General features: G+C 46.4%; 20 protein-coding genes and 1 tRNA gene. 16 read left to right on the top strand and 5 right to left on the bottom strand.

Going from position 1 to position 16,091, the window contains the following annotated elements; translation table 11 throughout:
• The first annotated feature begins 219 nt into the window (after positions 1 to 219).
• From F4V51_RS20255 to F4V51_RS29145, 5 genes are all read left to right on the top strand, one after another.
• Positions 220 to 3,141 (top strand): insulinase family protein, encoded by a 2,922-nt coding sequence (locus F4V51_RS20255; RefSeq protein WP_153979393.1) that lies wholly within the window; start codon positions 220 to 222, stop codon positions 3,139 to 3,141.
• A gap of 297 nt (positions 3,142 to 3,438) precedes the next feature.
• Positions 3,439 to 4,113 carry a uracil-DNA glycosylase gene (ung, locus tag F4V51_RS20250; protein ID WP_268893550.1) on the top strand — a complete coding sequence of 225 codons (675 nt, stop codon included), beginning with the start codon at positions 3,439 to 3,441 and terminating at the stop codon, positions 4,111 to 4,113.
• A 19-nt stretch (positions 4,114 to 4,132) separates the two neighbouring features.
• Positions 4,133 to 4,552, top strand: a complete 420-nt coding sequence (locus F4V51_RS20245; protein WP_095290057.1) for a hypothetical protein — start codon at positions 4,133 to 4,135, stop codon at positions 4,550 to 4,552.
• 230 nt (positions 4,553 to 4,782) lie between these two features.
• Positions 4,783 to 5,370, top strand: coding sequence for an LOG family protein (locus tag F4V51_RS20240; RefSeq protein ID WP_127537821.1), 588 nt, complete (start codon positions 4,783 to 4,785; stop codon positions 5,368 to 5,370).
• Positions 5,371 to 5,483: 113 nt separating this feature from the next.
• The gene (locus tag F4V51_RS29145) at positions 5,484 to 5,615 is read left to right on the top strand and encodes a YjcZ family sporulation protein (RefSeq protein WP_217506391.1); all 132 of its coding nucleotides are present in this window, start codon (positions 5,484 to 5,486) and stop codon (positions 5,613 to 5,615) included.
• 170 nt (positions 5,616 to 5,785) lie between these two features.
• On the opposite strand, the gene F4V51_RS20235 is transcribed toward F4V51_RS29145, so the two are convergent.
• A complete protein-coding gene (locus F4V51_RS20235; protein WP_153979391.1) occupies positions 5,786 to 6,079 on the bottom strand; it encodes a hypothetical protein in 294 nt (97 codons plus the stop codon).
• A 239-nt stretch (positions 6,080 to 6,318) separates the two neighbouring features.
• Between F4V51_RS20235 and F4V51_RS20230 the strand changes: the two genes are divergently transcribed.
• From F4V51_RS20230 to F4V51_RS20210, 5 genes are all read left to right on the top strand, one after another.
• Positions 6,319 to 7,053: a glycerophosphodiester phosphodiesterase gene (locus tag F4V51_RS20230; protein WP_153979390.1), complete on the top strand. Its 735-nt coding sequence runs from the start codon at positions 6,319 to 6,321 to the stop codon at positions 7,051 to 7,053.
• Between the two features lie 234 nt (positions 7,054 to 7,287).
• Positions 7,288 to 8,343 carry a FecCD family ABC transporter permease gene (locus F4V51_RS20225; RefSeq protein WP_153979389.1) on the top strand — a complete coding sequence of 352 codons (1,056 nt, stop codon included), beginning with the start codon at positions 7,288 to 7,290 and terminating at the stop codon, positions 8,341 to 8,343.
• 2 nt (positions 8,344 to 8,345) lie between these two features.
• Positions 8,346 to 9,377 (top strand): FecCD family ABC transporter permease, encoded by a 1,032-nt coding sequence (locus tag F4V51_RS20220; RefSeq protein WP_153979388.1) that lies wholly within the window; start codon positions 8,346 to 8,348, stop codon positions 9,375 to 9,377.
• 180 nt (positions 9,378 to 9,557) lie between these two features.
• Positions 9,558 to 9,878 carry a hypothetical protein gene (locus F4V51_RS20215; RefSeq protein WP_153979387.1) on the top strand — a complete coding sequence of 107 codons (321 nt, stop codon included), beginning with the start codon at positions 9,558 to 9,560 and terminating at the stop codon, positions 9,876 to 9,878.
• 94 nt (positions 9,879 to 9,972) lie between these two features.
• Entirely contained in the window at positions 9,973 to 10,566 is a 594-nt protein-coding gene (locus F4V51_RS20210; protein ID WP_153979386.1) for a DUF3221 domain-containing protein, read from the top strand.
• A gap of 85 nt (positions 10,567 to 10,651) precedes the next feature.
• On the opposite strand, the gene F4V51_RS20205 is transcribed toward F4V51_RS20210, so the two are convergent.
• The gene (locus tag F4V51_RS20205; protein ID WP_153979385.1) at positions 10,652 to 11,554 is read right to left on the bottom strand and encodes a manganese catalase family protein; all 903 of its coding nucleotides are present in this window, start codon (positions 11,552 to 11,554) and stop codon (positions 10,652 to 10,654) included.
• A 215-nt stretch (positions 11,555 to 11,769) separates the two neighbouring features.
• Between F4V51_RS20205 and F4V51_RS20200 the strand changes: the two genes are divergently transcribed.
• The 4 genes from F4V51_RS20200 (at position 11,770) to F4V51_RS20185 (ending at position 13,071) form a co-directional block, all read left to right on the top strand.
• Positions 11,770 to 12,063, top strand: coding sequence for a hypothetical protein (locus F4V51_RS20200; protein ID WP_153979384.1), 294 nt, complete (start codon positions 11,770 to 11,772; stop codon positions 12,061 to 12,063).
• A gap of 53 nt (positions 12,064 to 12,116) precedes the next feature.
• Entirely contained in the window at positions 12,117 to 12,437 is a 321-nt protein-coding gene (locus F4V51_RS20195; RefSeq protein WP_153979383.1) for a DUF3889 domain-containing protein, read from the top strand.
• A gap of 146 nt (positions 12,438 to 12,583) precedes the next feature.
• Positions 12,584 to 12,796, top strand: coding sequence for a hypothetical protein (locus F4V51_RS20190; protein ID WP_095290075.1), 213 nt, complete (start codon positions 12,584 to 12,586; stop codon positions 12,794 to 12,796).
• Complete coding sequence (locus F4V51_RS20185; RefSeq protein ID WP_193723748.1) at positions 12,790 to 13,071, top strand: hypothetical protein; 282 nt, start codon at positions 12,790 to 12,792, stop codon at positions 13,069 to 13,071. Before F4V51_RS20190 ends, F4V51_RS20185 begins: the two co-directional genes overlap by 7 nt.
• Positions 13,072 to 13,148: 77 nt before the next feature.
• Here F4V51_RS20185 and F4V51_RS20180 read toward each other — a convergent pair whose 3' ends face one another.
• The 3 genes from F4V51_RS20180 to F4V51_RS20170 form a co-directional block, all read right to left on the bottom strand.
• On the bottom strand, positions 13,149 to 13,385 hold the full coding sequence (locus tag F4V51_RS20180) for a DUF3892 domain-containing protein (RefSeq protein ID WP_095359408.1): 237 nt from the start codon (positions 13,383 to 13,385) through the stop codon (positions 13,149 to 13,151).
• Positions 13,386 to 13,511: 126 nt separating this feature from the next.
• Positions 13,512 to 13,955 carry a GNAT family N-acetyltransferase gene (locus F4V51_RS20175; protein ID WP_110821573.1) on the bottom strand — a complete coding sequence of 148 codons (444 nt, stop codon included), beginning with the start codon at positions 13,953 to 13,955 and terminating at the stop codon, positions 13,512 to 13,514.
• A 237-nt stretch (positions 13,956 to 14,192) separates the two neighbouring features.
• Positions 14,193 to 14,438, bottom strand: coding sequence for a hypothetical protein (locus F4V51_RS20170; RefSeq protein WP_153979382.1), 246 nt, complete (start codon positions 14,436 to 14,438; stop codon positions 14,193 to 14,195).
• A 140-nt stretch (positions 14,439 to 14,578) separates the two neighbouring features.
• Between F4V51_RS20170 and F4V51_RS20165 the strand changes: the two genes are divergently transcribed.
• Both F4V51_RS20165 and F4V51_RS20160 read left to right on the top strand, forming a co-directional pair.
• Positions 14,579 to 14,651: transfer RNA gene (locus F4V51_RS20165), tRNA-Val, on the top strand.
• A gap of 210 nt (positions 14,652 to 14,861) precedes the next feature.
• Positions 14,862 to 16,052, top strand: coding sequence for an acyltransferase family protein (locus F4V51_RS20160; protein ID WP_162009960.1), 1,191 nt, complete (start codon positions 14,862 to 14,864; stop codon positions 16,050 to 16,052).
• Positions 16,053 to 16,091: the final 39 nt, after the last annotated feature.

The following is a 16,091-nucleotide window of genomic DNA, read 5'->3' as shown; positions in this document are numbered from 1 at the left end:
TTTTTATACCCATTTTTAGCATATTGAATAGAAATTCCCTGCCTTTCGGGTTCATAAACCGAAATTGTACATAATACATATCAGGAGATGTCTAGTTGCCTCTGGCTGTAAGTTAGGAAGACATGAAACGATGGTGTATACTATCCATAGGCATAAATTACCTTTATCTTGCGGAACTCAAGGAAGCAAAATAAATTTCTTTTGATGGAGGATCAGCATATGTTGAAACAACTTCAGCCTTACCAGGTTTTACAGGAACGCAGGATGGAGGAACTGAAATCAGATGGTTACCTGCTTGAACACAAAAAGTCAGGTGCCAGAATTGTCGTTTTATCGAGCGAGGATGACAACAAAGTATTCAGTATCGGGTTTAGAACACCTCCGAGTGACAATACAGGTGTACCTCACATATTGGAGCATTCCGTACTGTGCGGGTCCAAGAAGTTCCCGGCAAAGGACTCCTTCGTGGAGCTGTTGAAGGGTTCACTGAATACCTTTCTGAATGCAATGACGTACCCGGACAAAACGATCTACCCGATCGCCAGCCGCAATGATCATGACTTCCACAACTTGATGGATATTTATCTGGATGCGGTACTGAACACCAATATTTATGAGAATGAGAAAATATTCCTGCAAGAGGGCTGGAACTACAATCTGGCCTCGCCAGAGGATGAATTGACATATAACGGTGTGGTGTACAACGAGATGAAAGGGGCATTTTCCTCACCGGAGCGTGTTGTACGCAGAGCCGTCCTGAACTCACTTTTCCCGGATACCACCTATTCCTGCGAGTCTGGAGGCATTCCGGATGAGATCACGGATCTGACCTACCAGGGCTTGCTCGATTTCCACACGAAGTACTACCATCCTTCGAACAGCTACATATACCTGTACGGCGATATGGATATGGAAGAGAAGCTGAAATGGCTGGATGAAACCTATCTGAACCAGTACGATCGGATCGAGACAGACTCGGAGATTGGGGTACAGGAAGCCTTCAGCGAGCGGGTGGATGTGGTCAAAACCTATTCCGCGGGAAGTACGGAGTCGGAAGTGGATAACAGCTTTTTGACGTATAATGCCGTCATTGGAACCACGCTTGATCAGGAATTGAACATTGCCTTTCAAATATTGCAGTATGCGCTTCTGAGTGCGCCAGGAGCTGTTCTGAAGCAGGCATTGCTGGATAAGGGAATTGCCAAGGAAGTCTATGGCTCGTATGACGACAGCCTGTATCAGCCTGTACTAACCATCGGTTTGAAGAAGAGTAACCTGGAGAGCAAGCAGGTATTTTTGGATACTGTGCAGGAAGTGCTTCAGCGTGTGGTGAAGGAAGGGATTGATCCCAAGGCGCTGCTCGCGGGCATTAACTCTTATGAATTCAACCATCGTGAAGCTGATTTTGGAAGAATGCCGAAAGGGCTCATCTATGGCTTCTATACACTTCAGAGCTGGCTCTATGATGATCAGGCGCCATTTGCACACCTGGAGGCCAATGACGTATTTGCGACGCTGCGAACCAAAATGAATGAAGGATACTTCGAGCAGTTGATTGAGCAGTATCTATTGAAAAATACACATACCTCATTTGTTGCCGTAACTCCGGATAAAGGGCTGAACCAGCGGAAGGAAGAAGCGCTGCGTACTCGGTTGAAATCCTATCAGTCCAGTCTAAATGAAACCGAAATCGCAGAATTGGTGCAAAAAACGAAAGAGCTTGCGGATTATCAAAATGAGCCTTCGACCAAAGAACAGCAGCAGGTTATTCCGACCTTGTCGATTGAAGATATCGAACCCAAGGCATCCACCCTGTACCAAACCCTGAAGACGGTAGAGGGCACAACGATCCTGCATCACAATCTATACACCAACGGGATTGGTTATCTGAAGCTTTTATTCGATGTCAAAGAGATCCCGCAGCATCTGCTGCCTTATGCCGGTCTGCTGAAAAGTGTACTCGGTTATGTGGATACGAAGAATTTCTCGTTCAACGAGTTATCCAATGAAATCCATATCCACTCTGGCGGAATCAGTGCAAGCGTAGGTGCGAGTGCTGATGCGAAACAGTACAACGCGTACCGGGCTCACTTTGAATTCGGGGCGAAGGTTTTGTACAGCAAGCTGGGATTTGCGTTTGACATGATCAAAGAGATCATTCTGACTTCCCGCTTCGACGACTCGAAGCGCTTGTATGAGATCATTTCCCAACTGAAGGGGCAGCTGCAGCGCAGCTTGATCAATAGCGGACATTCTGCGGCCATGGGCAGATCCTCTGCCAAACATTCAGCGGTGGCTGCCTTCCGGGAAGCTGTGAGTGGAATTGCCTTTTATCAATGGCTTGAAGAGCTCCAGGCGAACTATGATGAGAGAAAAGAAGAGCTTGCTGCTCGTCTTCAAGAATTGACAGGCATGATCTTCCGACCTGAACTGCTGCTTGTCAGCTATACTGCAGATGAGAAAGGGTATGAAGGATTGGAGCAGCAGGTGTCTGACCTGAAATCCAAGCTGTATACACATGATGTGGCGAAGGAGCCTGCTCAATTCCAGGAGGTTCATCATAATGAAGGCTTCAAGTCCCCTTCGGAAGTGCAATATGTTGTTCAGACAGGCAACTTCCTCACCAAGGGCTTCCAGTATACAGGCTCGCTGCGGGTTCTTCAGGGGATCCTGTCTCTTGATTATCTGTGGACGAATATCCGGGCCAAGGGTGGTGCTTACGGCTGCATGAGTGGTTTTAGACGCAATGGGGACAGCTATCTGGCCTCATACAGAGACCCTAACCTGGAGAAAACGTACAAAGTGTATGAAGACATTCCGCAGTATTTACAAAATTTCAAAGCGGATGAACGTGAAATGACGCGGTATATTATCGGTGCCATCCAGGATCTGGATACCCCGAGAACACCGTATTCGGAAGGGAATTTCTCACTGGAATGCTACTTGTCCAACGTTACCGAAGCAGATCTGCAGCAGGAGCGCGATGAAGTGCTGAGTACAACGGAAGCCCATATCGTTGATTCGGCTGCCCTCGTAGCTGCAATTCTGGAACAAGGCAATCGCTGCGTTGTCGGCAATGAAAGCAAGATCGAGGAGCAAGGTTTCCTGTTCGACGAAACACTGGATTTGATCAAGTACTAAGCAAAAGCAGTGCATGGGCTTTCGCAAAGTGGATGCATAAATAAAAACGGGTCCCCGGTTGGTTTAGCCATCCGGGGGCTTGTTTTTTTAGTTTATAGCTCATGAAAATGGCTTATAGAATAATCAGAGGATACCAGTCAGAATCTGAGCAGACATGACCCTACAGCACATTTCTGGCCTGCTGCCCGGAGGTATGTTAAAATGATGGATAGTTTGTGAGCCTTGAATCAGGCTCAGCACAAGGGCATCCAGAGCTTTCTGGCGGCACGGGTATGTTTTCATCAGGGAAAGGAGCTCATACATATGTTTGGAAACGATTGGGACACAGTGCTTAGAGAAGAGATTGAATCGGAGTATTTTAACGATATACGTTATGCATTAGCGGGAGAATACAAAACACAAACGGTATATCCGTCCAAAGAAAATCTGTTCTCCGCGCTCAAACTTACCCCTTATCATCAGGTCAAAGCGGTCATTCTGGGTCAGGATCCATATCACGGAGCTGGACAGGCCCATGGACTGAGCTTTTCGGTTATGCCAGGTGTACGCATTCCGCCTTCACTGCTAAATATATATAAGGAACTTCATGCAGATCTGGGATTGCCAATTCCGAAACACGGGTACTTGGTGCACTGGGCGGAACAAGGTGTATTGCTGCTTAACAATGTACTTACGGTACGCGAGGGCCAGCCGAATTCTCATCAGGGGCTGGGTTGGCAGAAGTTCACTGACGCAGTGATTCGTGCGTTGAATGAACGTTCGGAACCGATGGTGTTCATGCTGTGGGGCAGTCATGCACAGAAAAAAGGAGCCTTTATTAACCGGGATAAACATCTGGTGCTGGAATCAACACACCCCAGTCCACTTGCCGCCCATCGTAGTTTTCTGGGCAGTCGGCCATTCTCCAAAGCCAATGACTTCCTGACCTCCAAAGGTATTCAACCGATTGATTGGACCATACCGGAAAACTAGATAAGCGGAGGTGAGGACATTGCGACATTGGGTTGGACGAAAAGTAGCAGTATATCGGGCAACGGGAATACGGGAGCCACTGAAGGGGACCCTGGTAGAGTGGGATGAAGAAGCGGATTGTGTTCGAATCGGACCGAAACGGATCAAGGTGTCGTTCGACAATATCGCAATGATTAGACCTCTCCCTGAAGAGAGCCTTCCTCTGAAGAAAGCACGTTCTGAGGTGCATAAGGTCGGATATGTGATGAAAAAGGCCATTCAGTTTGACAATGCGATCTATTTCAAATCACAGGTCATGATATGGCGGCGGGCCAAAATTGTAGCCCTGTCCACGACGATTCTTCGTCATGATGAAGATCAGGTCGAGCTTGCAGATGGGCGGTTGCTTCGCAAGGACAAGCATATGTTTGTTGTGCGTTCCAGACGGGGCATACGCTAAGATGACTTGTATATTTAATATTCATTTCATGTAAAGATCATATAGATTTAATCTTCGGCCTTTATATTAAACGTAACAACCCCTTCTAAATGATGTGTAATAACATGGGAACCCGGCCGGCTGCAAACGGTCGGGGTTTTTTTTGTCTCCAGACCATATGAAGGGGTAACATAGCAATGACATTCTTGTTATATACTAATGAGATAGACAACAAGAAGGAGTGAAGCCCTTTGAAACGTATATGTGTTTTTGCAGGTTCCAACCCTGGGAATCATCCAGACTATACACAGCAGGCCATCAACTTGGGCAAGCAGATTGCAGATAACGGATTCTCCCTCGTATATGGCGGGTCGTGCATGGGATTAATGGGTGCGGTGGCCGATGCAGCTCTGGAGAATGGCGGAGAAGTCATTGGCGTTATGCCAACCGGATTATTTCGTGGGGAAATTGTGCATGGAGGCCTTACACAGCTGATTGAAGTAGGGACAATGCACGAGCGGAAGGCAACGATGGCGGAACTGTCGGATGGATTTATCGCCCTTCCTGGTGGCATGGGCACCTTTGAGGAATTGTTCGAGGTGCTGTGCTGGGCTCAAATCGGTATTCACCGTAAACCAGTTGGTTTATTGAATGTAAACGGTTATTACGAACCTCTGATGAAACTGGTGGAGCACAGTGTCCATGAAGGATTTTCGAATACTTCTCATCTCAGCCTGTGGAGTCTTGAATCCGAACCGGCGGAACTGCTTGCGAAGATGTCGGCTTACGTTCCCGCACAGTTGACTCAGAAATGGACTCAGCTTAATGAACAGAAGTAAATCAGGATAGGGGTTGACCACCGGCATCTGCGGAAAACTTTCCGTTCTGCCCAGGCAAATTGCGGCCCGAGACATAGTCTATAGTGTACTTTCTTAAGAGGGGAGTGTCACTCATGAGCGAAATCAAAGGCACAGGTTACGGGTATGGATACGGAGGCTTCGGCGGCGGAGCATGGACATCTACAGGCGCGATTCTGGTATTGTTCATTCTGCTGGTTATCATCTCCCGCACCTTCATTCTGTAATTCGGTCAGCCTTTCCTAGATGGGAAGGCTTGATCTGAAGCGCACCGAATGAGGAATAAGCCTTTCCGAAGAGACGCCGGCAGCTGTCGGCGTCTCAGGGGAACGGTTTTTTTGTTTGCAAAAAAGAAAAACCCTGTTTCCCGGATAACGGTATACAGAGTTGTGAAGGGTTAAACGGCAACAACCGTATTGCTATCGCCAGGAATAAGTAGTGTTTTCCAGGCAATGTACACACCAATCACAGCGGCGATCAGAGCGAGGATCGCTGCTATTAAAGCTAACTGATCAAGTCCACGCTGTGCGTCATCCGTTGAAAATTGACTACTCGTTTTGTCAGGTACAGCCAGCCCTCGAATATATGCATGACCTGTTCGACGTTTATGCCCTGTAGAGGTTCGGTTTTTGCGACCGGGAGCATGTGAATGAGGGGGTATTACCGGTTTATGGGAAGTTATGCGCTTCAATAGTCAACCTCCTTATGGCGGAGTACGGAACTTCTATCGCTCATACTATGTTATGTCGATTTGCAGATTGAGTTCGCAAAAATGAGTGAATCCCCAATCTGAATGGACATCTCCCCCAAGCCATCTACATCCAATATGGAATCGAACACGCATTAAACGTTCTGTTAATACGGTTATGACAAACCGGTCGTATAGTGGAATTGCTAGAGTTGATGTGCGAATTCAGGAGGTGCTGAGGAATGGCGATTGAAATTATTGCGCATAGAGGAGCTTCTGCCGTCTGCCCAGAGAATACAATGGCTGCGTTTGAACATGGTCTGCAGCTTGGAGCCACGGGTATTGAGACTGATGTTCAGATGTCCAGTGATGGCAGATTGGTTTTGATTCATGATGAGACGTTGAACCGGACTGCAGGTGCATCCGGCTGGGTTAAGGATACAACATACGAGCAATTGCGTACACTTGACGCAGGTAGCTGGTTCCATGCCGATTTTGCCCAAGAGCGCATCCCTTCACTGGAAGAACTGTTTGATCTCGTGCAGGGAAAAAGGATTTTGCTTAATCTGGAACTGAAAAATGGAATTGTTGGTTACAAGGGCATGGAGGAAAAGATTGTGCAAGCCATTCGAAATTGGGATTTGGAACAGCAAGTGATCCTTTCGAGTTTCAATCATGCATCCTTGGTGAAGTGCAAACGGATTGCTCCCGAGATTCGGACGGCACTTCTTTACATGGAAAAACTCTATCGTCCATACGACTATGCAGCCAAACTGGAGGCCTCGGCACTGCATCCATATAAGCTGGCTGTAACACAGGAGGAAGTAGCTGCTGCGCAGGCTCAGGGAATCGCGACACATCCATTTACCGTAAACGATCCTGCAGAGATGCAATTATTGATCCAGATGGGTGTGGAAGCGATCATTACGGATGTTCCCGATGTACTGGCCGCACTGATTGGAGTACATAGCCGTTAACATCAAAAGAACAAGCTGCACCTGAGCCCTTATGCTCGGTGCAGCTTTTTTTGGATCTAAAACATGTTTAATGCAATAAACTTGTCCCATTTGTCCATTGCCAGCGAGAGATTGATGACATACAATGATGTATGGGAATGAGAATCAATATCATTAAAAGAACGGCAATAACAGAGAGGTGATTGTTATGTACATAGGATTGGTCTACTCCACTCATAACAAGGGTGGGCACATATGAGTTCGAAGGCTTCATCGACAAGTCATCATACGGAATCTCCGACAGCCAAAATACATACTCGTCCCTGGGCTGCTACCTTGATCCTGACGGGTGGTCTCGTACTGCTCGCCCTGGGTATGGCTTTGTCCATTTCTTTTGGTGCCGCAGATATTAAACTCGGTGTAGTCTGGCAAGCCATCTTTAACTTCAACCCGGATCTTACCCCGCATCAGATCATCTGGGAAATTCGATTGCCGCGTATTCTAGGTGGGGCGATGGTTGGTGCCTGCTTCGCTGTAGCTGGTGCAATCATGCAGGGGATGACACGCAATCCACTCGCGGATTCAGGCTTGCTTGGGCTTAATTCCGGGGCAGGATTTGCCCTGGCGGTGTGTTTCGCTTTTTTCCCTGGCATGCCGTACATGTATATCATTATGTATTCCTTTATCGGGGCAGGGCTTGGCGTACTGCTTGTATACGGATTCGGAGCAGCGTCCAGATCGGGCCTTACACCTCTTAGGCTGGTGTTGGCGGGAGCAGCGGTATCCGCCATGTTGTCCGCACTGAGTGAAGGGATCGCCTTGTATTTCAAAATTGGACAGGATCTGGCCTTCTGGACAGCGGGCGGTGTTGCCGGTACAAAATGGTCTCAACTGGAGGTCATGTTCCCCTGGGTCCTGGCTGCACTCATTGTAGGCCTGATTATATCTCGTTCTATCACACTTCTTAGTCTCGGCGAAGAGATTGCCGTCGGACTGGGACAGCGTACCGGCGTGATTAAGCTGGTTGGTCTTATCGTTGTGCTTATTCTTGCGGGTACGGCCGTATCCGTGGTTGGTGCTGTAGGTTTCGTTGGGCTTATCATCCCCCACCTTACGCGTAAAATCGTCGGGGTTGATTATCGCTGGATCATTCCGTGTTCCGCGGTCATGGGAAGCTTGCTGCTGGTGTTCGCCGATCTGGCTGCACGCATGATTAATCCGCCATACGAGACACCAATCGGTGCTCTGGTTGCCTTGATCGGGGTACCGTTCTTCCTCTATCTGGCCCGTAAAGAAAGGAGGTCTCTGTAATTATGGGATCCTCAACTCTCACTGGTGCTGAGCGCAAAAAGAGAACGAAAAGCACCATGGTCATGATTGTACTCGGTGCATTGATTATTGCAGCATTTATGATCAGCATGAACACGGGGTTCACGAAGCTGAGCCCTTTTGAAGTGCTGCGTACGTTATTTGGTGGGGGAACACCGAAGCAGGAGCTCATCCTGTTTGAGTTCCGTTTGCCTCGGATTGTAATTTCAATCTTGGTAGGTGCAGGGCTTGCCTTGTCCGGATGTATTTTGCAAGGGGTGTCCCGTAACCCACTGGCGGACCCGGGGATTCTCGGGATCAATGCAGGTGCGGGGCTCGTCGTAATGCTATTTGTATCCTTTTTCCCAACAACAACCGCGGCCCCTGTATTTCTGCTGCCGATTCTTGCCTTGCTTGGATCCAGTTTTGCCGCCTTTCTCATCTATGTGCTTTCGTATAAAAAGGGAGAGGGCATCATGCCTACCCGTATGCTTCTTACAGGAATTGGGGTAGCGGCCGGAATCAGCTCTGCTATGATTGTGCTTACACTTCGGCTCAGTCCGGAAAAGTATCAGTTTGTGGCGACATGGATGGCAGGCAGCATCTGGGGATCAAACTGGAAGTTCGTAACGGCATTGCTTCCATTTCTAATTATTCTAATTCCGGTCGTTCTATATAAAGCGCGTGTGCTGAATGTCCTGAACCTTGGGGACCAGACCGCCAGTGGACTGGGTGCATCGGTTAATCGTGAGAGACTCATCCTGCTTGCTGCTGCCGTAGGTCTAGCCGGGTCCTGCGTATCTGTCAGTGGCGGAATTGGTTTTGTAGGTTTGATCGGACCGCATCTGGCCAGACGCCTTGTGGGTCCGAAACATCAGTTTCTTTTGCCTGCATCCGCTTTGGTCGGTTCTCTTCTTGTTCTCATTGCGGACACGCTGGGCCGTGTCATTCTGCAGCCTTCCGAAATTCCGGCAGGAGTTCTGGTTGCGATCCTCGGTGCGCCATACTTCCTCTATCTCTTGAGCAGAACCAGATAGAGCAATTCACATGGTAACAGAACGTCTTCATTGGGCTCGTCTAGGGCCGGGTGAAGGCGTTTTTGTTTTAATTGATATGGATGTGATTAATGTACCGGAGAAGGGCGAAATATAATGGACAAGCAGGAAATGATTTTTTAACATGATAAGTTGGGATTATATTCGAAGGAGGCGGTCAAGATGGCACAAATTCTTGGCACGTGGCTGATATTCATTTTGCTTCTGTTCATCCTGTATAGGGGTATTAAGAAATTGTCTCAATCGCATCAAAAGCCGGTGTTCAGACGCTGGGGCGGTTTGATGGCCGTATTATTTATCGTAGGGGCGGTGCCCTTGGGCTTTGCTTTGTATACCGAATTAACTGATGAACGGCTGGATGCCAATATCGGACTGGGAATCGCCATGCTATTTGCCTGGGGCTACTGTGTTCTGTTATGTTGTGCGGGGTTGATCATTTGGGGAAGGTATGCGTATAAAAGATCCCAAAAAATTAAGCGATAATCTTGCCCCTCTTTTGCAACTTCGGGTCATGGAAAGCCGTCTATTGGAAGAGAAATAGGCTGCACTACATGTTGCCTATAGAGGGGGAATGAAAGTGGCCAGTCGTATGCTCGTTCTTATGCTGCTTATCATATTAATTCTTACAGGGTGTTCGGTACAGGTTCAGAAGGAAGGGGCACAACCGCCGCGAACAGATGCTCCAAAAGAGAAAGGGTTTACCGGCTATGTGGTGGATCGCAAAGAGAATTCCATCCTTGTTGTGAATCCTGAACATGAGGACATCGGAACGAATGGAGAAACCAGTAAGTATTATCCGGCAAAATGGTTTTCCAATGTACCCGATTCTCAGATTGGTACGTATGTAGAAGTCTGGACGGATGGAAGTCCTGAAGTTGAGCCTTATCCAGGTCGTGCAAGAGCAGAGTCCATTGCGGAGTATGCTGCGGCAACTCCCGAAGGCGCGAAGATCAGTGAGGCGGACGCCATTCGCGGCGGAATCTACTTATCCTATGGTAAGGAGATAAGTTTGCCGGTCATTGAAGACGTTGAGTTTCACGCCAACACAGGAATCTGGACGGTTCGCATGCGGGATGCCATGTCAGCGGATAATAATCAGGCCCAGATTGAACTCGAAGTTCCGGATGTGGAGCCGGTGGAATCGGTGGTGCAGGAACCAAAAAGTGAATGAAGCATAAAAAAACAAAAGCCCTCAGATCTGCTTATCTTGCAAACGAGGGCTTTATATGTTATGGCATGATTATGATCATGCTGTATCAATCCGTAATATTTCCCGCCATTTTCAGACGACGTGCAATTTCTGCGAAGTCCTCATGTGAAATGCCTGGGGCGAATTCTTCTTCCACCGCAGGGGCTTCCGGAATCGGAAAGCCTTCTGGAACACCTTGAATGACTTCAAGTGGTTGTCCATCTTCAGGGTGTGTTCCTTTCCAGATTTGGCCGATGGCATTAAAGTCTTTATCGCTATACGTGTACAGCTTGGTGTGTACGCCTTTTTCTTCATATTTTCGGGTCTCGGTGAACGCCTTGTTGTCCAATGATGGAATAGGAACCAGCTTGGTCACGTTCACGCCTGTTGCAATTTCCAGCGCTTTGGCGTAGGCCACGACGTGTACGCCGCCGCGTACTAGCAGGAACCCAACCACTTCCCGGGCAGCAGGGTGATCCGTCATTTCGTATACTTTCATTTTATGTGTACGTGCGCCGCATTCGAGGAAAAAGTTATGCAGCAGATCCTCGACCAGATTACCACTGTTGAACACATTTGCACCGGTCCACGGGTTGCCCATAGAATCAAAAGGCATGGCGCCTTGGGCACCAGCGAGGTAATGATAGGATAGACGTGCATCCTTCACGGAACCAAGTGGTGTATCATCGGGTTCCTTGTAGGCGGTTGAACCTCTGAGACATTGGTTTATCCCGTGAGACACCAGCTCCACGTGACCCAATTCTTCGGCTGTAATACTCATGACGAGGTCGTAGAAGGGCTTCAATTTTTCCTTGGAACGAAAATTAAACGACTGATAGAGGTAATTGTTCAACGTTGACATCTCTCCGAATTTGCCGCCTAGCAGTTCCTGTATGGAGGCAGCTGCATTGGGATCGGGCTTCTCGACATTGGGAATTTCAATCAAGATTTCATCCATTCGTTTGAACATTTACATATAACCTCCTCGAAATGGGTGTTCAGATCATCCTTCAGTCTATCAAGGCCTATTACACATAGAATGGGAGAATCAAACGGCATATAGCATATTTGGGGCTAAAGACGTATATATCCGATTCAGGATCTCGTTTCCAATGGGGATGTATTTGAGTTACAATCAGAGTCATGGGGATTTTGGCTAAGGGCAATAAAAAAGGAGGACAAGTTTTGCTTAAACGTTGGCTTATCGCAGTATTTACTATAGGTATACTTTTACTTCTTCATGTGGAGCATGTCTCTGCTTATGTACATCATCAAGTCGAAGTGGATCAAGAAACGAGGGAAGCCTTGAAGAAAAAGTATGGGCTGGATGAACCGTCCAATCCGGACCCAACGAATCAAGTATTGTCAGGTGACTGGGGGATAAGCTTCAATCCTCCTCTGGATCGGCATCAAACGATTCTTCAGATTGTTCGCTGGGTTCAGCAACCTGTAACATTAATCATTCGACTGATCGTGTAAAATAATCCTCCCATGGGCAGGCTAACGGAAACAAGCCCCAAGGAGTGATTGATATGAGATTACTTATCGTTACACTGATGACGATTATGCTGAGTTTGTCGGGACTAGCCACCAGTTCAGCGGCTCCCATTCCGGATTATGCGAAGTGGGGAATCATTGCCGTAAAAGAAACGCAGACCAAGTATAATGTGGACATACTGGATTACAAGCATATTGGACGTACATCACTGACAGCCAATCAATCCCGCGAGCAGTTTAAGTTATGGGTGAGGGGCAAGGATGGCAAGGAGTTTGCAGTGTATGTCAATGTAGATTTTAATCCTTCAACCCAGCAGTTAAAAAAGGTAGAGTTCAGTGAATCGGATCGACACTAAAAAATGAAAAAAGCCAGGCATCTCTGATGGATGGGATAAGCCTGGTTTTTTGCTGTATAAAAATCCTTTTTTTAGTTATTGAATAAAGAACTTATGTTCGCATATAATAAAGTATACAAACAAACGTTCTTATTGGAGGGATGATTATGCTGGGAAAATATATCGGCCAGATGGTGGAACTCGTGTACATGGATCGTGCAGGACATATTACGCAGCGTCAGATTCGTATTAACAGTGTGCGAGGTGGGAGAATCCGAGCATCCGCAGGAGCAGATGGATCACCCCGGACATTCCTGGAGCAAGGTATTCTGGCATGGCGTCCTATCCTTCATAAGGACGGGGAGGCGGGCATATGTTAAACGATTTTGAACGGAAGATTTTACGAATTATCGTTAATTATGCCGGGCAGCGACGACGTATGCCCCGAATGGAGGAGCTGGAGAACAAGACAGGGCGAAGCCGGGAGCTCATTCGCGAATCATTGCTTGAACTGGAGCGCAGACAGCATATTAACTGGGACAATAAATCCACGCTGGAAGGAATACAGATCTTGCAGGCATGGGAACAGGAACCGCAGCCGATTCGTAAGAGTCAGCCTGCCGGAGATGCTGTTAAATATTTTTTGGAATACTAGGGAAACTTTATTGCGAAATAAAAACGCCAATCCGGGATGCCGGACTGGCGCTTGCTTCGTTATTACACATCGTATATTCAGAACGTGGGGAGTTGATCCAGATTGTTGGTCGGGTCGCCGTCCGCATCACCGCGAATGTACATTTCCCCGTCCTTGCCTTTAAACACATTCACACCCGCTATGGCTCCTGCCTGTACTTCTGCCAGCGCTTGTTGATAATCCAGTATACGTCCAGATGAGGTTTGAAAGCCAGTCAGATCACCGTCACCATTTTTTTGTACAGCTGTGAAGCTCTCACGTGTCGTCTGATTCATCATGTCACACTCCTTATCTGAGGAAATGAGAATTTGAGTTCCCCTTTAGCCTGTCCGAATCGAAGAAAAGTATGCATGACATCGTAGAACAGTTGCAAGCACGTAGATTCACCGAAGGATAGGGTTTTACAGACTCTTTCTCATGCGTACGTGCAGAATGTCGGCATCATAAAAAGGTTCTTCCGAAATCACTTCATATCCAAGCTTCTCATAAAATTTCTGAGCCTGACATTGCGCATCCAGTATAGAGTATGTTAAGCCAAGCTCCCGTGCCCGTTCTTCCATGGCCAGCAGGAGTACACGTCCATAACCGAATGAACGATGGGATTGAAGCACAGCAATTCGCTGCATTTTGGCTGTATCCTTGCTGTAATAGATAAGTCGTCCTGTAGCTACAGCCTGTCCGTCCGTACTTAATAAAACATGATGTACATCAGGACTGATGACATCAAATTGATCGATTTCAATCTCGGCAGGCACCTGCTGCTCGATGACAAAAACGTCATGGCGGATGCCCAATGCTTGCTGGAGCTGTTCATCTGTCGTTACATAACTAATTTCGGCTGCCAATTCCATTCCTTCTTTCTGCTCTTGAGCGACATATCAGACTGCATTATACAAAAAAACGCTTTTCCTGTATAGTTGAGTCTGGAACATATTGGGAAAGGGGCGAAGAGAATGGGCGTGGCAGGAATTATGACCATTACACTCTTGATGTCTGCCGGAATGATTGTTTTATTATATTACGTAACCAAGAAAGCCTACTCCAGAAAGTGGGATGAGGACGAGTGATAACATGCAAGAGTGTCAGGGCAATAGCTCACTGTTTCCCTGAGGCGAATAGACCTCTTCATGGACAGATTTCGAGTAGACATCGAGCCAAACAGGCAAATCATCCGTTACATTCGGTTGCTGTAGCTGTTGGAATTGCACGGTATGTTCATCCCGTTCCAGACTGCAGCCGGAGATCACGAGAATAAGTATGGTAAGGGGAAGAATGAAGCCCCATTTTTTGCGATGGGTTTGGGATTTATGGGAGTTTGCATGTGGCATAGGAGTCACCTCTTTAATGAAATGGTAATCATTCCTTAGTGTGCTCCATTCTTCACAAAATATAACCAATAAACCATTGACATTGTACGCGTTTACTTGGTATGATACTGTTACTTCATTCGAACAGAATAGGTTATCATGATCTGTTAGCTCAGCTGGGAGAGCACTATCTTGACAGGGTAGGGGTCAGTGGTTCGAGCCCACTACAGATCATAACGAAAAGTCCTTGCGTAGCAAGGGCTTTTTTCTTGTTTGTGGAAGTAATTTTTATAGTGTCCAAGGGGTTACTTACATTTAACATTAACGTTTTCCTTAATCGGGTAGGGCTCTTTATCTAGTTCACTCATTATTTTGCTTGATCAAAGCAAATAATAAATGATACATTATGTATCAAAAGACGAGTGGATAGAGAGGTGCTGGGCAATGAAGTTGAATACCAGTGTATTGGATGGTTTGAGGTTTTTACTAGCATTATGGGTTGTTTGTGGGCACTTCTACATCATTATTGGGGGCACGAATCTCTTTAATATTCCTTTTGTTTCGAGTCTACTACAACAGCCCATAATAGCTGTAAATGGCTTCATGATCATAACTGGTTTCTTAATGACTTACCACTACATTCTCAGGGAAGAAAAAGAACCATTTCTCGAGGCGTCCACAGGAGTAAAATTTATTTTGAGAAGATTATTCAGGCTTTACCCTATATACTTTCTTGCTATAATTGCCGCCTTTTTCCTTGTTGAAAACATGTATTTGTTAAGGAAAGAAATATTGGAGTTTTTTACGGGCAGTTCGATTACTGTTTTTGGTAAAGAGAGCAAATTAGAAACGCCAACTTTGGTGGGTATGTTCTCTCATTTACTCTTTATTCATGGGCTAATACCTCACGAGGACAGTACTATACTATCTGTAGCATGGAGCTTATCACTTGAAATGCAATTTTACGTTATATTCCCGATAATTTTTGCTGTCCTGTTTAGAAAACAAGCAAGTTTGAGATTTAGTGTGATAACCGTTATTTCCGTTGTAGTATCAGTTTTATCACTTAACTATTTAAAATCATATTTTGATATGCCGGCTGCCCTTTTCTTTAGAATGCCTGTGTTCATCTTGGGTATGATGGTTGCGGCTGCAGCCTTGAAAAAACTTAGATGGAGATTTGTTGCTCTTAACGGGTGCATTATTCTTGCGGTGGAGGACAGGTTAACAATTATCTTATCTATCGGGCTCATCTTCTTAATGTTCTACGAGAACTTGAAGCTTGTTTTGCCGCGAAGTATATATTCAATTGTTTCATTAATTGGAGGACTCCTTTCGAAAAAAGTATCTAAATTCGGCGCTGACATTTCCTATTCACTTTACCTGATGCATATGATAATAATGCCTTTCATAATAAAATTCTTCATCGATTTAAATTATTCAAAGCTCCTTACAGCAGGGTTGTCTTTTGTATCATTGCTGGTTATAACAATAACTTTATCATATGTCCTTTATCTGTATATCGAAAAGCCGTTTATTGCCATGGGTAAGCGAGTGGTTGCAACATTACCAAGACCGAAACGCACGCAAGTGGAAATTTCAACTGATTTTTCAGGCACGGAGCCATTAAATTAAGAATACAAATGAAGTCGCCAAAATGGTCATAACCCTGTC

Origin of the sequence: Paenibacillus xylanilyticus (assembly GCF_009664365.1) — a bacterium.
GTDB classification, from domain to species: domain Bacteria; phylum Bacillota; class Bacilli; order Paenibacillales; family Paenibacillaceae; genus Paenibacillus; species Paenibacillus xylanilyticus_A.
Note: the sequence above shows the minus strand (reverse complement) of the source record. Positions and strands in the feature narration are given on the sequence as shown.

What these genes read in the sequence shown, in the direction of transcription:
- F4V51_RS20230 (WP_153979390.1), top strand. Translation starts at nt 6,319, where the DNA reads ATGGCGATTGAAATTATTGCGCATAGAGGAGCTTCTGCCGTCTGCCCA.
- F4V51_RS20190 (WP_095290075.1), top strand. Translation starts at nt 12,584, where the DNA reads ATGCTGGGAAAATATATCGGCCAGATGGTGGAACTCGTGTACATGGAT.
- F4V51_RS20185 (WP_193723748.1), top strand. Translation starts at nt 12,790, where the DNA reads ATGTTAAACGATTTTGAACGGAAGATTTTACGAATTATCGTTAATTAT.
- F4V51_RS20255 (WP_153979393.1), top strand. Translation starts at nt 220, where the DNA reads ATGTTGAAACAACTTCAGCCTTACCAGGTTTTACAGGAACGCAGGATG.
- F4V51_RS20160 (WP_162009960.1), top strand. Translation starts at nt 14,862, where the DNA reads ATGAAGTTGAATACCAGTGTATTGGATGGTTTGAGGTTTTTACTAGCA.
- F4V51_RS29145 (WP_217506391.1), top strand. Translation starts at nt 5,484, where the DNA reads ATGAGCGAAATCAAAGGCACAGGTTACGGGTATGGATACGGAGGCTTC.
- F4V51_RS20205 (WP_153979385.1), bottom strand. Translation starts at nt 11,554, where the DNA reads ATGTTCAAACGAATGGATGAAATCTTGATTGAAATTCCCAATGTCGAG.
- F4V51_RS20225 (WP_153979389.1), top strand. Translation starts at nt 7,288, where the DNA reads ATGAGTTCGAAGGCTTCATCGACAAGTCATCATACGGAATCTCCGACA.
- F4V51_RS20180 (WP_095359408.1), bottom strand. Translation starts at nt 13,385, where the DNA reads ATGAATCAGACGACACGTGAGAGCTTCACAGCTGTACAAAAAAATGGT.
- F4V51_RS20215 (WP_153979387.1), top strand. Translation starts at nt 9,558, where the DNA reads ATGGCACAAATTCTTGGCACGTGGCTGATATTCATTTTGCTTCTGTTC.
- F4V51_RS20195 (WP_153979383.1), top strand. Translation starts at nt 12,117, where the DNA reads ATGAGATTACTTATCGTTACACTGATGACGATTATGCTGAGTTTGTCG.
- F4V51_RS20220 (WP_153979388.1), top strand. Translation starts at nt 8,346, where the DNA reads ATGGGATCCTCAACTCTCACTGGTGCTGAGCGCAAAAAGAGAACGAAA.
- F4V51_RS20170 (WP_153979382.1), bottom strand. Translation starts at nt 14,438, where the DNA reads ATGCCACATGCAAACTCCCATAAATCCCAAACCCATCGCAAAAAATGG.